The following is a 14,521-nucleotide window of genomic DNA, read 5'->3' on the forward strand; positions in this document are numbered from 1 at the left end:
TGAACTGCGGACGGTAGATAGGTAGGTAGATAGGTATATAGGTATCGAGAAGGAGTTGAGTCCTTCATGACGACGGGCGACATTGGGCGTCCGGTCGCCTATGTCGCTGTGCAGATCGTCCAGACGAATCAGCTCCGTTCAATCTCGAACGCAGACCTATCCGGTCGCCCCGCGGAGATGTATGACTTCGTCATTTTTGCTCATCTCTGTCGGTAGGGAAACGGACGCACGTAGAGAGAGTTCTTCGATTGGTTGTCGTCCGAGTCAGGGCGTGGTCCGGCGTGGAATGCGATAGTGCTGACTGGACTGCACCGCGCATGCCATCTTGCGCCGGCAAAGCAGATACAGAACCGTCCAAACGATGTTTCTTGAAGATCGTCGACGATGATGATCTGGCGTACCTTTTCAGCCGTGATGTTTCGTGAACGGAGGCTATGGGCGCAGGCGCCGAATCAAACGCAACGCTGTCCGTGTTCAAGGCCGTCGCGCGGACAAGTTCTATTCTGTGAGGCGTGTCCGCAGCGTATCCTTGGCCCCATGCTGGGGGTTCCAAGCACTTCGAGGGAGCTCATCACTATGAAGCTTGGTGGAGTCTATTGTCCATGGCAGTCCGTTTAGACGATGGCGGACTGTACGGGACGCCGGTGGACCGAAATGCAGCCGTAGGTGGTCATCGTTTACTCATCACTTTGGGGCGAACTCGGGTGGATTCACACGGATGCCGATGGTCACTCGATTCGCCGAACATCCAGCTCAGCGGGCCGATGGTGGACGTGAGTGTATCCACTTGAATTGTCATCTCTTGTACAGCGGGTCCGGGGTTCGAATCCCTGATGGCGCACAACGAGTGCCCCTGAACAGCATAATTGCTGCTCAGGGGCACTTTTTGTTGTCCGGGTATGTCTGGGCATCCGTAAGCGTCGCAGAAATGAGCAAGTCTGTGACCTGCGGATTCGTAAGTGGCTTAGGGCGTTTCGGAGACTTGACTCTTAATCGCGAATACAGGGAGTCAAGTTTCGGCAGTCATGCCGCTGACCTGCGAGTTGTGTGCCGGATTCGCACCGCAGGGAAGCTGATGGACGTCTGTGGATGCTCGAGTCATCACTTACTCATCTTTTTGAACCTCGCAATCGAACGCAAGTGAACCGTGCAAGGGCGACTCACCCAGGTGGACCTACAGCCCATTCGGACTACTCCCACCGATCCCTCCACGTGCGAGTGCGACGGAGTGAACCCGCCCGCGCCCGGACTTTGATTCGCCTGCCACCACCAAGGCAGCAGCGCGGCAACTGACGAGGGCGAGCTGACCACGACGACTCGGGCCGTGCTTGTGGAGAAATGGCGGGGCGTTTTTACTGGCGTTCGGTGACCCCGCTCCCGTCGGCTTCGTCTGGCGGTCCTCCTAGTTCGCGGGTTTTCATATGTGGTTGCAAGAAGTAGAGGGTCGAGTCCTCGAACAATTCATCTACGACGGTGTCTCGTTGGCCGACGCGAACGCGATGCGTCGCTTACCGCCGGTGCACCGAGATCTGTTCGACAACTTCGTGTTTGCCGCCACGGCCGTAGCGGTGGGGGAGAGCGACTGGAGCAGATTTCCCATCGCTTGCTTGGGCTACATGTCGGCCGTGCACGGTGCCCTCACGTCGGTGCCGCCATTGATACCTCCCGACACCGCCGACGTGGTGGCGGACGTGCTCTCACGTTTCACACCGTTCAAGTCCGGAGATGAGCGCGTTGCGGATGGGTCGCGCATCAACGAAGGACAGTACCGACTTGCGGAGGAATTGTTCACCCGTCTCGGGGGTGTGGATCGGGCGAGCCCAACTGCTTTGCACGCCAAACGTTTCGACATGCTCATTGTTTTCACGAGTATGTCGACGGCGCGGCGCTTGTCAGCTGGGCTCAAAATTTTCCAGTCACTTCCCGCAACGCGTCCTTCTCCAGCTCGGCGTCGGCGAGCAGGCGTTTGATTCGCCTGTCTGCTCGCGAAGCTCCATGAGTTCTTTCGCGGCGTCGGTGTCCATGCCGCCGTATTGGCGACGCCAGCTGTACAACGTCACTGCCGACATTTCGAGTTCTGCCGCGATCTCCTCCTGCGTCTTGCCCGCTGCGGTGAGCTCGTCGGCCCGGCGCAGTTTGCGCACGATGTCCTCGGCAGAGTTCCGTTTCGGTCCAGCCAGGGTCTCCATCGTCCTACCCGCCCAGCTCATGGGCAACAAGACTCTAAAACAAGATGGCACCGTTCACCGGGGACACGCCAGAGTGGTTCAGGCCGTGTCTGCGGCCCGAACCACTCGGGGTTCAACGCGCGAGACCTGCGCCGCACTCTCCGGCGAAGCCCCCTAACCACCACCGCGGCGTTGATCGCAATGTCCAGCCGCCAGGACTCGTGGCGAATGGTGACCGAACATTTAAGGGAAATGGCGTTCGTGAATCATTTCAGTTTTTGGATTCTTGGCCGACTTAGATTTGGATGGGCATCCAACCGCCGCCTCAGGGGTCGGCGGTACCTTGGTCGCATGTCCGATTCGATTCCGTTCAGCCCCACGATCGCGCTCCTGGCCGTCGGACGGACCTGGGAGTCCATGCTCGCCGACGCGCTCGAACAGTTGGACCTGACTACCCGAAAGTACGGGCTACTCGGACACATACAGAAGAATCCGGGTATCTCGTTCAGCGAACTCGCGCGACGCTCGCGCATCACTGTACAGAGCACACACACAGCAGTCGCGGCATTGGTCGACAAGAACCTCGTCGACGACGGCACCGCCCAACCAGGGGCGGCGTCCACATTGCAGATCACCGAGCCGGGACACGCACTGCTGGCACACGCAGCTCGAGCCCTCGGCCGTCTGGACGGGGAGTTCGCAGAACGACATCCGGAGCTGACCGAGGCGCTTCGAATCCACATGATGCAGGTGATGTCGGCTACCGACTAGAGCACCCGCGGCGACCATCAGTTAGGCTGAAGGTTATGGAATCGCTGTTACTGACCATCCACGTGGTGGCAGGCATCCTCTTCGTCGGCCCCATCGCGGTGGTCACCAGTCTCTTTCCCCGGTACGCACCGAGCATCGCCGCCCCGACCGGCCGAAGCCTGGATGTTGCTCACATGCTGCACCGCATCACCCGTGTCTACGGCCTACTGGCCATGACGGTCCCCGTGGTCGGCCTCCTCCTTGCTGCCGTCCAAGGACGAATGGGCGAAGTCTGGATCAGTGCCGCCCTGGTGCTGACCATTCTGGCGGGAGGCCTTCTGGCACTGGTGATCTCGCCGATGCAGGGTGAGACCCTCGAATCGCCGGACGGTGGCGTGCGGCTGCGACGAATCGGGATGACCACCGGACTGTTCAACGTCCTGTGGGTGAGCGTCGTCGTATTGATGATCGTACGACCCGGATCCAGTGGCGCATGAGCTTTCGACAATACCTCAGGCGTCCACCGGCGATCTCGGCACCAGAGGCCGTCCGCCTCCTCGACAGCGGCGTATTGGTCGTCGATGTACGACGCCAGTTCGAGTGGAACCGAATCCACATACCAGGCGCGGTACACGCACCGGGACTGCCCCTGGTTCGGTTGACATCTGATCTGTGAGGATCGCTCCTCACGGTGGAAGGATGTTCCCCATGCCGAAAGCATTTCCCGAGGAGTTCCGCCGCGACGTCATCGCCGTCGCACGCAAAGGCGAGGCCCCCTGCGCCAGACCGCGAAGGACTTCGGAATCTCCGAAGGCTGCCTACACCGCTGGCTCAAGATCGCTGACCGAGACGACCGCGCCAGCACCGCAACCTCCAGCTCGGACGAATCCGCGGAGCTCCGAGAAGCCCGAAAGCGGATCAAACTCCTCGAGCAAGAAGCCGAGTTCATGCGCCGCGCAGTTGCCTACCTCTCCCGGGACGTCAACCCAAAATGATCTTCCCCCGGCAAGCGGGAGGTGCCCCCACCGCTGGTCCTCGACCTTGCTGCCGACGGAGTCCCCGTCACAGTGACCTGCCGGGTTCTCGGATTCTCCACCCAAGCATTCTACAAATGGAAGAAACAGCCAGTAACGCAACGTGATTGGGACGACGCGCATCCGATCAATATCGCCCGCGACATCCACACCGACGACCCAGCATTCGGCTACCGCTTCATCGCAGACGAGCTACCCGATCGCGGCGTCACTGCCAGCGAGAACAGGGTCGCGCGGTTGTGCTCACAGGAACGAATCTGGTAGGTGTTCTCGAAAAAGCGCGGGCTGAACAGGAAAGCCGGCCCGCCTGTCCACGACGACCTCGTCGACCGCCAATTCGCCGCACAGGAACGCAACCAGATCTGGCTGACAGACATCACCGAGCATCGCACCGCCGAGGGCAAGCTCTATCTCTGCGCCATCAAGGATGTCTACTCGAACAAGATCGTCGGTTACTCGATCGACTCCCGGATGAAGGCCTCGCTCGCGGTTGCCGCCCTACGAAATGCAGTCGCACAACGAGACCCGGTCGGGACCATTATCCATTCCGATCGCGAAAGTTCGTACATGAACTGTCCTGCAACGGATTACAAGGATCAATGGGACGCGTAGGGGCATGTGGAGACAACGCCGCGATGGAATCTTTCTTCGCCCTTCCGCAGAAGAACGTCCTCGACCGACAATGCTGGTCGACGCGCGAGCAACTGCGGCTGGCAATCGTGACGTGGATCGAGAAGACGTACCACAGAAAGCGCCGCCAACGACGACTCGGCAAACTCACCCCCATCGAGTTTGAGACAATCAACCAGACCGCACACGCGGCCTGAATCACTCAAACCCGACAGTCAACTGAACTCGGGGCAGTCCCGAGTGCTTCGGCCTGCCTGTCGACGAGTCTCGAGCGCGGTTGCGCCGCATCTCGACTCGTGGGACCACATCCGGCCTGAAATCCGATCTGCTTCGGCGTCTCCTCTGAGGTACGCGGCTACCCGATGAGTGATAGGTGGCGATACTGACTGTCCCGTACTGCAGATCTCGTCGTCGGCGACTCGGGTTGGCTGAAGAGGGTTCGCCGAGCGGTCTTCCTTGGCGGTGCGAAGGTCGATCTGCTTCAATACCCACATGCCTGATACGCGCGGTAACACAAAAATTGGACTAGAAATTGGTGACACCGTCCAAGTGCGTCGAGGTGATGTCTTCGTCGCTGGGACAATTGTCGAGGACTACGCGGAATTTTCGGGCCTCGGAAAAGGGCTGGGCCGCACCTGGGCGCATCCGCATCGTTGGGCAATCGCGCTCTCTACCGGTGTGCTGGTCTTCGTAGACGACGGTGATCTCGGGGCCGAGGAGGCCGAAAGCGAATGACGACGGGTCGGCACAGGCGGTGCGTCGAGGTAAGTGCATTTCTTTGCCTTCGGTGAGAGATGGAACTACCGTGACCGCCTGTGAGCAGCGTGAGCTGGTCGGACTCGGAGCTCGTTCCGCATACAACCGACGGATTGGGAAACCGTAGGTCTTGTGATCCATCCCACTGAGAAGTCGGAGTCGACCCCCATGGATCTGCCGGACAATCGAAGTGCCCGACGCCGTCCGATTTTTGGAGGAGCAGTTTTGACGCCGGTTCTCGTCATGCCTTGGGGTACTCCTGTACAGAGCGAGCAGCCATGATCGGCGCGTCTGTATTGGCCGGGACGGCAAGTGCAGTACTCATGATCGGTGCGTACGTCATAGGAGATCTCTATGCCCGTCGGCCCGGGCATCAACGCTTGCACACCATCTCCGTTGCGTTGGCAGGATCTTCGGCTGCAGCCGCCGTCATTTTCGCCATCACTGTCGATGACATCCTCGTTATCGCTGGAACACTGGCCTTCGTCACGCTGGCTATGCGCACCCTCAACCGTTCTCTCCTGGAAGTCGATTCAGGTCGGCCGCCTGGTTCGAGCGTGAAAGGCAATGATTCGAGTGCCTTCTCGTCGACCACGGAGGCGTCGAGGCGCGACGACCTGTGAGTGCACCGAAGCTCGTCGCACGCTGGTCGGCGTCGGGACATCGCGCTGTAAGCAACGGCGTGAGCGTCTGCCTGTGGTGAGAAGTCGGTGTCTACTCGCCGTTCGGCAGCGCGTTCTGGGATACTCAGGGTCGGGTCGGCATCCATTCCAGTCGCAGATCGGGAGCCGACATTCGGCACCGACCCCGGCATTGACGTCAGTGGGTGCGGGATACTCACTTGATGGTGTTCGTCCGACCGAGAACTGCGGCTGATCTTCCAGGGTGTATCGAGGCGCTGAGCTAGGTCCACGAATCCGATGACTATCCGCATCGTTGGCCGAACGATCCGGCGGAGTGGTTGACGCCCGAGAACATGACAGCTGCGTGGGTCGCCGAGTACGAGCACCGCATCGTCGGACACGTCGTCGTTGTCGACCGGCTCGGTGCACTCTGGGTGTCCCGACTCTTCGTACGACCGGAACACCGGGGCTCACTCGTCGGAGATTCGCTGTTACGGCAGGCGCGGATAGCAGGTGCGTCGATGCTCGACGTCATCGAGCATTCCAACAAGGCAATCGAACTGTACGAACGCACCGGCTGGACGCTGGTCGACAGGCGTCCGGCAGAGTGGACCATGTCAGACGGCCATAGGCCAGTGGAGCGAATTTACCGCGCAGATCCGCAGTCGAGCGAGCTCAGGTAACCGGCTCGAACACGCCGGTGATCGGCTTTCCGATGCCGCGGATCTGCCGAACGTGCAGACTCTCGGAGAACCGGAAGTTAAAGTCCGGACACAATCCAAGGGAGATCGAAGCAGTGCGCAGTATGAAGGTTCTACTCGGTGTCTTCGGCTTCGGCGTCGGCCTTGTTGCCACCCTGGTGATTGCACTCTTCTCCAGTGCGCCGTCGAGATCGACGTATGCGCTTGTCGATGGTGGCAGCTCGAACCCGCTCAACTTCATGGAGACGCCGAGCTACTTCATCATCGGAATTCCACTGATCTGCGCGCTGCTGGGATGGATCACCGCGTATGTCCTGATCAAGCGAGGGTGGGAACTCTCGCGCACGGTGAAGTGAAGTCGGGTGCGGCGAAACTCGAGCTGCACCGAATTGGATACCCGACAACGGATGCACCGACCGACATCGACACTCTTCAACGACGAATCGTCGAACTCGAGCAACAGGCCATCACCGTCGGGCGACAACTTCTCTATGTCTCAATTCGGTTGAACCGAAATGTTTTTCGAATAATTTGTCATGTCCGCCCTGCAACGCCCAGCACTCTGCGCGAGACGCCGATAACCCGCCACTCAGGCGACTCGAAGAACGACTATGCCGGGACCATGGTCGACGAGGGTATCGAAATAACCGCCCCTCGATGCAGCAGTGATACTCCCTACGGATTCATGAGTCCATGCTCGTTGTCGCTTCTGCGGCGAAATGTGCGAAGCCCGGTCAGGATTGCGGTCGCAGCAAACAGGCAAGTAGCCACCCAGGACCAGACCGGAAACTCACCGCCCTGAGTTCGAGACACCGACACAACGGCCCACAGCAACGCCAGCGCCGACCAGAAGAAAACCCACCTTTTCCCGCTCGGAAAATTCACCGTCAAATCCTCGCATTCCACAGGGAACTCGTGCACCGGAAACACTGAATTGTGGTCGTTCCAGCTCTACTCATCACGGTCGGCGACAGTACAGGCCGGACAATTTCGGCACCCGGCAACGCGGTCGTCAATCTTGGCCGGTCGAATGACGGGCAGCCGAGGCCCTCCATGCCGATGGCTGTTGCCAAGACCCTCTCGAAGTTGGCGGTGAGCCTCGACAGATGAGGTCACGGTCGTGCAGTGATCCACCGTCGACGGTAATCACACCGACCCGTTCGGCGTGTAACGCAGCAGTGCACACAACCGACCAACGGGAATGAAACCTACTCTGATCGCCCGCGCCCTCGCCGTGGCGGCGACCTGTTTCGGTGTTGCGCTGGTCTCGGGGCCGACCGCGTCGGCCGAGGTTGTAGACCTCGATATCCTGCCCGGGCTGAGCTTCGGACCGACCACACCCTACGGCGTCGGATGCACGTACATCGCGGTCGCACGGACCGAGCGAATGAACGAACCGCGAACCGACATCGGGGCTCTGGACCGGAACTCGATCATGCCGATCGAGGAATTCGTGTGGCAGTTCGATCCCTACTTCAGTGTGCCCGCCATTCTCGGCCACAAAGTCACCCTGTGGACGCCCCTCACAGCCGGCGAGCACTCACTCATGGCGTACCAAACCTCGGCCGGCGGTCCCGTCGCGACAGTGACAGTCAATCCAGCGACGTCTCTTGGGCCGATCTGCTTGGTAGCGCCCTGAAGTCGACAGCAGCCGGCGGATGGTCGTTGGCCGAGGAGTCGATGAGCGGTGAGGTCGCGGCACTGCCACGGCGGAGTCCGGAATGCGAATCTGCCCTCGGGGCCGCATAATTGCCCGCGAGATGAGACTTCCTTCCGTCACCTTCGCCCTGCTCGTGCTGGCCGTGTCCTGCGTCCTGTCGCCCGCACCCGTCTCGGCGGACCCCGCTGGCGTCGACTTCTACGACGCTCCCGTCGCCGACCTCGATGCATACGCACTCGGGGCCATCGTGCGCCGAGAACCCGTGCCGCAGCTCGACGTTCTGGGATCGCACACCGAGCGCATTCTGTACCGGTCGGCCGATCCCCGTGATCGTGTAGTCGCGGCGTCGGGGCTGCTGATCACACCGACCAGTGCGTGGACCGGTCCTGGTCCCCGGCCCGTGATCGCCTACGCGCCAGGCAGTTACGGGATCGCCGACCGCTGCTCGGGCTCGTCCGTGCAGGGAATGGCAACCACGATCCCGGCGCTGCTGCCGCTCCTGGCACAGGGATACCAGGTGGTCACGACGGACTATCAAGGACTCGGAACTCCCGGCGAGTACGAGTTCCTGGGCCGGGTTGCCGGCGCACGTGCGGTGCTGGACTCGGCCCGGGCCGCGGCAGGCGAGACCGACGCGCCCGTCGTGGTCTACGGATATTCAGCCGGTGGCGTCGCCTCGGCCGCCGCTGCAGAGCTCGCCACCACGTACGCGCCCGACCTGTCGGTGGTCGGTGCCTTCGTCGGTGCCGCACCGACCGATCCCGTACTGCGCGTCGAAGGGCAGGACGGCACCGGGACCGCCGCGACGATGCTGTACACGATCGACGGCCTGATCGGCGCGCACCCCGACCGGGCCGGCGAGATTCGCGCACTCTTCAACGACCGCGGACGGGCGGTTCTCGATGCGGTATTGGATTTCTGCACGTTCGATGCGTTCGAGTACGGGAAGCTGCGGTCGGAGGATTTGACGGCCGACGGCACGTCTTTGAGCGCACTCATGACCGGCCCCGTGCTGGGTTCGCTGACGGCGGCGAACACCGTCGGGTTCACCGCGCCGGTCGTGCCCGTGATGATCGCGCAGGGAGTCCACGACAGTTCCGTCGGAATCGAGCAGAGCAGGCTCCTGGCGCAGCGATGGCGCGCCGCCGGTGCCGCGGATATCACCGTGCGCGAGTTCGACTTCGGAACCGAACTCGTTCCTGCATTCGACCATACGGCTGCGAACGCCGCTGTCTACCCCGAGGCGATCGGGTGGATCGACCGACTCGTCGCACGGCCCTCGGAATAATTGAATCTTCACTGATGCTGTTGCTGTCGTACATCCCGAATCGAGAGGTCCAATCATGCATCTGGGCGTAGACAGTTTCGTCTCATCCGTGACCGACCCGACCGATGGCCGGGTGATCGCTCCGGAGGAGCGCATGGGTCATCTGCTGGAGGAGATCGCCCTCGCGGATCAGGTCGGGCTCTACTCGTTCGGCATCGGCGAGCACCATCGCAGTGAGTACTACGACTCGGCCCCATCGATCATTCTGGCTGCCGCCGCCGCGCGAACCGAGAACATCCGACTCGGAAGCGCAGTCAAGGTGCTCAGCGCCGACGATCCGGTACGTGTGTTCCAGGAGTTCGCCACCCTCGATCTGATCTCGAAAGGCCGGATCGATTTGGTCGTCGGCCGCGGCTCCTTCACCGAGTCGTTCCCGCTGTTCGGCCTGGACTTGGCCGACTACGACTCACTCTTCGCCGAGAAGCTGGATCTGCTGCTGCAGATCCGCGACAACGTCGAGGTCACCTGGTCCGGCAAGCACCGCCCGGCGCTGAACCGTCAGGGCATCTATCCGCGCCCATTGCAGGATCCGTTGCCCATCTGGGTCGGCGTCGGTGGAACACCCGAATCCTTCGCTCGTGCAGGGCTTCTGGGGTTGCCGTTGATGATCGCCATCATCGGAGGGGAACCACGCCAGTTCGCTCCACTCGTAGACCTGTACCGGCGCGCAGGAGCGCAAGCGGGTCATCCGCCGGAGCAGTTGAAGGTAGGGCTGCATGTGTTCGGCTTCGTCGCCGACACCACGCAGGCCGCGGCAGACACCATCTATCCCGGCTGGAACGAGATGTTCACGAAGATCTCGCGCGAACGCGGATTCGCCCGACCGAGCCGGCAGCAGTTCGACGCCACAGCCGGCCCCAATGGTGCGTTCTTCATGGGCGATCCGCAGACGGTGGCCGACAAGATCCTGCGAGTCGGCGAACAGCTGGGCGGCGTCGATCGACTGTCGCTGCAGATGACCAATCCGCGGTTGGCTCACAGTGATCTGCTTCGCGGAATCGAACTGCTCGGTACCGAAGTCGCACCCCTCGTCGCCAAGTGGTAGCGCTGTCGGGGCACACCCAGGGCTAGTTCGAGGCCCATTCCATCTCGTCGACGCCGGCTACCGGCGTCAGGAGCGAACGGACCTCACTCGCGTACATCGTTCGCTTGATCTCCCGTAGAACATCGCCTCGCGTTCCCACCAGTGCACTCGCACGGGCCAGGGCGTCGTCGCTCAATCCATCTGCTGTCGACACCGCGTCGACCAGGCCGAGCGTCATGGCGTCGCCACCGCCGTAGCGGCGGCCGGTCGTCAGCGCCTCGTGAAACGCATGTGGAGCCAACCTCGCTCGCACCATGTCGACGGTTCCCGGGCTGTAGGTCGCGCCGATGTTGACGCCGGGGAAGCACAGGAAGCCACGATCGGACCGCATGATGCGGTGGTCGTGAGCCATCACGAAGAATGCGGCACCGCCGTAGGTGTGTCCCTGCATGGCGGCGACGGTCTGCATCGGGAATGTCAGGAAGCGCACCAGCATCTCCTGCACCGAGCCGATGAACCGGTTGATCTGGTCGAGGTTGTCGGCACCCCATGACAGATCGACGCCGGTGGAGAAATATTTGCCCGTCGCAGTCGTCACCAGCGCAGCCGGGCCGGAGGACGACTCCACCTCGTCGAGCAGTGCATTGATCTCGGCAACCCAGTTCGGGCCCATGCGGTTTTCGCTGTCGTCGACGCCCCGAGTTCCGAGGTTCAGCACGAACACGTCTGCAACGCGATCCAGGTATGGCATATCCCGAAGGTACCCAGTTTTCCTTGTTTTAGCTCACAACGCGGAGGGATCGAGGGGCCTCACGACGACGACGTGGTCGCCGACTGTCGACGAATCAGCTCGCGGTGGCCGTATGTGGCATCGAGTATGTCCTCACGATCTGCGACCGAGGAGCCGACTGCGCCGGCAACCGTACCGAGCGATGCGGCAAGCCAAGCAAGAGAGAAATAGTCGCCGCTGGACGCGGTACGACCGATCTGCGCTGCCAGAAACTCCGGTGAAATGACGACCACTGCCGACGCCAGTACAACGGCGAACAGCAACGCATACATGCACAGCGCACCGGTCAGAACGGTGCCCAAGGTGGCCGCGTTGTACATCCAGCGATCGATCGTGGAGCTTCGGAACGTCCGCTTCTCCCACAGGCCGTTGGGAAAGATGACCCACACCGTCATGGCGATCACTGCGGTGACCCCGATCATGGTCAAGCGCCCCAGACTCATCGACGCTGCCATCTGCCAGATGCTCGCATAGAACACGCCGAAGGCCGACGCCGCGCTGGCCGCAGCAAGCGCGCTCGACAGCGTCGGTACCAATCGCCACGGCCGATTGCACCGAATCATCCCCGACACCAACCTGATTCGGCCGAAGATGCTCGACGTCAGCAGCACCTCGTCACCCTCGCCGGAGTCACTGGACGCCCAGCGGGACTTGAAGTACCTCCTCGGAAGCCGAGACGAATCGTCTGCTTCGATCAACTCGTGCAGTACGGCCAACGCAGCCGCTACAGCGCGTCGTCGGACCGCGAGGGTTCCGAAGGAGGGCACGTACAGCGCTCCGGTCGTACCGTCCCGGGTCTCGGCGATCACCGGGCGGGAACCCTGGCGGCGAGGTACCTCCGAGACACACAACACGATGTCGTAATTGGCGTCTGCCTTCACAGATGCAAGCCACTGGCCCAGCGGGGCCGCACCCGTCGCTGTGGGCGGGAGTGGAACCGACGCCCCTGATACGCGTATTTCGCGCCGCTTGCCGTCGATCATCGCGTGGTCGGGCAGCTTCGCGACGACGGCAGACGCGACCGTCGACGCGAAACCGTCGTCGCTGACCACTCCCACGGAGAGCGGTGTACCGGTGGCTTCGGCCGTGTCTTCCTCTGCACGGGTGGCTCGGCCTTCGGACTGCCGTCGATCCAATTGCATCCCGTTCGCATACCCGATGGAACTCGATGCACACCACCGATCTGGGCTGCTGGGCATGATTCGTTGCCGTGCAGAGCGGGTAGCGCTTCGATGTCGATTCAGTGAAAGGAAGTTTCTATGCCGGCGAAGAAGACCACGACCGATGACCAGGCTCAGCTGAAGGACCAGGGGTTGTACGAGAAGCTCCGCGAGGAAGGCAACTCGAAGGAGAAGGCCGCCCGCATCTCGAACGCCGCAGCGAAGAAGGGGCGAGATCAGGTCGGTAGAAAGGGCGGAGAATCCGGATCCTACGAGGACTGGACGGTCGATGAACTGACCGACCGGGCCAGAGAACTGGGCCTCGAGGGCTACTCGACACTGAACAAGAAGGAGCTGATCGACGCTTTACGCAACCATTGATTCACTGCGGGCGGAGCGATAGGTAGTACTCCTGCTGCGACGGGTAGTAGTGATCGAAACTCGGCAGCAGGGTGCCGTCTCTGGATGCGATGAGCATGTCCAGGTAGTACTCCCAGCCGGGGCCGATGTCGCCCAGACCGTCCGTGCTCTCGCAACTGTGCACTAGTACGACAACAGTCGAGCCGTCCCTCTCGTCGAGCCGAACCTCGAGCGGCCACTGCATCTCGTCGATCGTTCGCACGGCCAGTCGGCTGGGCGGTTCGCACGCTTCGATCGCCATATCCGACGCGGGCTCGCCCTCCTCGAAGCGCATCGTGACACGAACGGTGCTCTCCGAGATGCGCTCCCAAGGCCCGAACCACAGCGCGGTTCGGGGCGATTCCGTGAGGCTGGCCCACACGTCCTCGCGCGAAGCGGCGATGGTCCTGGTCAGCTCGAGAGCGAAGCCGGTGTCGGTGCTGCGCAGCGTGCCCGTGGGTGTCGGTTCCATCAAAGGAGTATGCGACTCCGCATCGCTGCCGTCGAGTGAGACTCCGCCCCACGCAAGGTATGCGATCAACTGCGGTCGTAGAGCTTCTGCACCAAGCCGAGGGTCCACAGCGCGGTCAGTGGACCTCCGTCGTTGGTGAACTTGTCCGTCCGGACGATGCGGTCGCTGCGCACGGCCGGCAATCCGGTCCAGAGCGGGTTGGCGTTCATCGCCTGCAGATCCTGTTCCGACGTGATTGCGGCAATCATCGCCACTGCGTCGGATGCGGCTGTGACGTTCTCCGGTCCGTATTCGATCTCCGGAGTGGCAGCGGTCCAGGCGGAGCCGAAGCGGGCTCCCACATCCTCGAGCGCGATGGACGTCACCCGGTCACGTCCTATCGAGATACCACCTTCCTCCGAAGTGCTGATCGGCAGGACTGCGGTATCGGCGATCGCATCGGCGTACTGCGTCGTGAGTTCGTCTACGCGAGTGGAGTATTCGTCGATGATTGCTCGGGCCTCGTCCTGCTGATTCAGTGCCTCGCCGATCGTCGTCACGTCCTGCTGCCAGCTGACACCGGTGCCGGTGGAGCCCACCGGCAACACCGGCGCGATCGAACTCAACTGGTCGTAGATTTCTTCGATCACCTCGTCGCGGCCGATGATCAGGTCGGGATCGACGCGTGCGACGGCTTCGAGGTCGACGGTGTTTCGCGGATACAGCTCGGGCACTCCGTCTGCCAGCAGTATCCTGGTGGGCTCGGTCAGCGGGCCGGGGATTTCCGGCGGAGCCTCGGTTTCCACCGGAATCCCGACGATGGGCAAGTCGAATGCCAGGGCGATGTCCAGGTCACGTCGTCCGTCGATCACGACGACCGACTCGATTCGATCCGGTACCTCGACGGTGCCGAACTGCGTGGTGACCGAATGGGTCGCCGAGTCCGTCGTCGCCGGTTCGGTGTCGACACCGCAGGACGAGACCAGGGATGCAACAAGGACCGCACCGAGGGCGACGGACAAGTGGGGGAGTGTCTTCACAACTTAAG

The 14,521-nt window shown here is 61.9% G+C and carries 14 protein-coding genes and 3 pseudogenes; 12 read left to right on the top strand and 5 right to left on the bottom strand.

The features are described from left to right. Window positions 1–1,916 precede the first annotated feature (1,916 nt). On the bottom strand, window positions 1,917–2,210 hold the full coding sequence (locus AYK61_RS00415; RefSeq protein ID WP_121869401.1) for a transposase: 294 nt from the start codon (window positions 2,208–2,210) through the stop codon (window positions 1,917–1,919). A gap of 309 nt (window positions 2,211–2,519) precedes the next feature. On the opposite strand from AYK61_RS00415, the gene AYK61_RS00420 reads away from it, so the two are divergent. The 11 genes and pseudogenes from AYK61_RS00420 to AYK61_RS00470 all read left to right on the top strand — a co-directional run bounded on the left by AYK61_RS00420 (window position 2,520) and on the right by AYK61_RS00470 (window position 10,694). Continuing rightward, window positions 2,520–2,939 carry a MarR family winged helix-turn-helix transcriptional regulator gene (locus AYK61_RS00420; protein WP_121869402.1) on the top strand — a complete coding sequence of 140 codons (420 nt, stop codon included), beginning with the start codon at window positions 2,520–2,522 and terminating at the stop codon, window positions 2,937–2,939. 35 nt (window positions 2,940–2,974) lie between these two features. Next, on the top strand, window positions 2,975–3,415 hold the full coding sequence (locus tag AYK61_RS00425) for a hypothetical protein (RefSeq protein ID WP_121869403.1): 441 nt from the start codon (window positions 2,975–2,977) through the stop codon (window positions 3,413–3,415). After that, window positions 3,412–3,558, top strand: a pseudogene (locus tag AYK61_RS00430) (rhodanese-like domain-containing protein); the annotation flags it as partial. The gene AYK61_RS00425 and the pseudogene AYK61_RS00430, both read left to right, overlap by 4 nt. Before the next feature lie 68 nt (window positions 3,559–3,626). Next, window positions 3,627–4,779, top strand: a pseudogene (locus AYK61_RS00435) (IS3 family transposase). 295 nt (window positions 4,780–5,074) lie between these two features. Further along, window positions 5,075–5,317, top strand: a complete 243-nt coding sequence (locus AYK61_RS00440; protein ID WP_121869405.1) for a hypothetical protein — start codon at window positions 5,075–5,077, stop codon at window positions 5,315–5,317. A gap of 299 nt (window positions 5,318–5,616) precedes the next feature. Next, the gene (locus AYK61_RS00445) at window positions 5,617–5,961 is read left to right on the top strand and encodes a hypothetical protein (RefSeq protein ID WP_121869406.1); all 345 of its coding nucleotides are present in this window, start codon (window positions 5,617–5,619) and stop codon (window positions 5,959–5,961) included. A 314-nt stretch (window positions 5,962–6,275) separates the two neighbouring features. Beyond that, window positions 6,276–6,644, top strand: a pseudogene (locus AYK61_RS00450) (GNAT family N-acetyltransferase); the annotation flags it as partial. 122 nt (window positions 6,645–6,766) lie between these two features. Further along, entirely contained in the window at window positions 6,767–7,018 is a 252-nt protein-coding gene (locus AYK61_RS00455; RefSeq protein ID WP_121869407.1) for a hypothetical protein, read from the top strand. Window positions 7,019–7,863: 845 nt separating this feature from the next. Beyond that, entirely contained in the window at window positions 7,864–8,301 is a 438-nt protein-coding gene (locus tag AYK61_RS00460) for a hypothetical protein (protein WP_121869408.1), read from the top strand. A 121-nt stretch (window positions 8,302–8,422) separates the two neighbouring features. Beyond that, complete coding sequence (locus AYK61_RS00465; RefSeq protein WP_183130111.1) at window positions 8,423–9,610, top strand: lipase family protein; 1,188 nt, start codon at window positions 8,423–8,425, stop codon at window positions 9,608–9,610. Window positions 9,611–9,665: 55 nt separating this feature from the next. After that, a complete protein-coding gene (locus AYK61_RS00470; RefSeq protein WP_121869410.1) occupies window positions 9,666–10,694 on the top strand; it encodes an LLM class flavin-dependent oxidoreductase in 1,029 nt (342 codons plus the stop codon). Window positions 10,695–10,716: 22 nt separating this feature from the next. Here AYK61_RS00470 and AYK61_RS00475 read toward each other — a convergent pair whose 3' ends face one another. Together AYK61_RS00475 and AYK61_RS00480 are read right to left on the bottom strand one after the other, a co-directional pair. Beyond that, complete coding sequence (locus AYK61_RS00475) at window positions 10,717–11,424, bottom strand: enoyl-CoA hydratase-related protein (protein ID WP_183130112.1); 708 nt, start codon at window positions 11,422–11,424, stop codon at window positions 10,717–10,719. 59 nt (window positions 11,425–11,483) lie between these two features. Continuing rightward, window positions 11,484–12,521, bottom strand: coding sequence for a hypothetical protein (locus tag AYK61_RS00480; RefSeq protein ID WP_259467880.1), 1,038 nt, complete (start codon window positions 12,519–12,521; stop codon window positions 11,484–11,486). A 201-nt stretch (window positions 12,522–12,722) separates the two neighbouring features. On the opposite strand from AYK61_RS00480, the gene AYK61_RS00485 reads away from it, so the two are divergent. Beyond that, window positions 12,723–13,004, top strand: a complete 282-nt coding sequence (locus AYK61_RS00485) for a Rho termination factor N-terminal domain-containing protein (RefSeq protein ID WP_121869412.1) — start codon at window positions 12,723–12,725, stop codon at window positions 13,002–13,004. 1 nt (window position 13,005) lies between these two features. On the opposite strand, the gene AYK61_RS00490 is transcribed toward AYK61_RS00485, so the two are convergent. Together AYK61_RS00490 and AYK61_RS00495 are read right to left on the bottom strand one after the other, a co-directional pair. After that, window positions 13,006–13,494, bottom strand: coding sequence for an SRPBCC domain-containing protein (locus tag AYK61_RS00490; protein ID WP_121869413.1), 489 nt, complete (start codon window positions 13,492–13,494; stop codon window positions 13,006–13,008). A gap of 65 nt (window positions 13,495–13,559) precedes the next feature. Then, window positions 13,560–14,495, bottom strand: a complete 936-nt coding sequence (locus AYK61_RS00495) for an ABC transporter substrate-binding protein (protein ID WP_259467881.1) — start codon at window positions 14,493–14,495, stop codon at window positions 13,560–13,562. Window positions 14,496–14,521: the final 26 nt, after the last annotated feature.

The sequence above is a fragment of the Rhodococcus sp. SBT000017 genome (assembly GCF_003688915.1).
Lineage (GTDB): Bacteria > Actinomycetota > Actinomycetes > Mycobacteriales > Mycobacteriaceae > Rhodococcoides.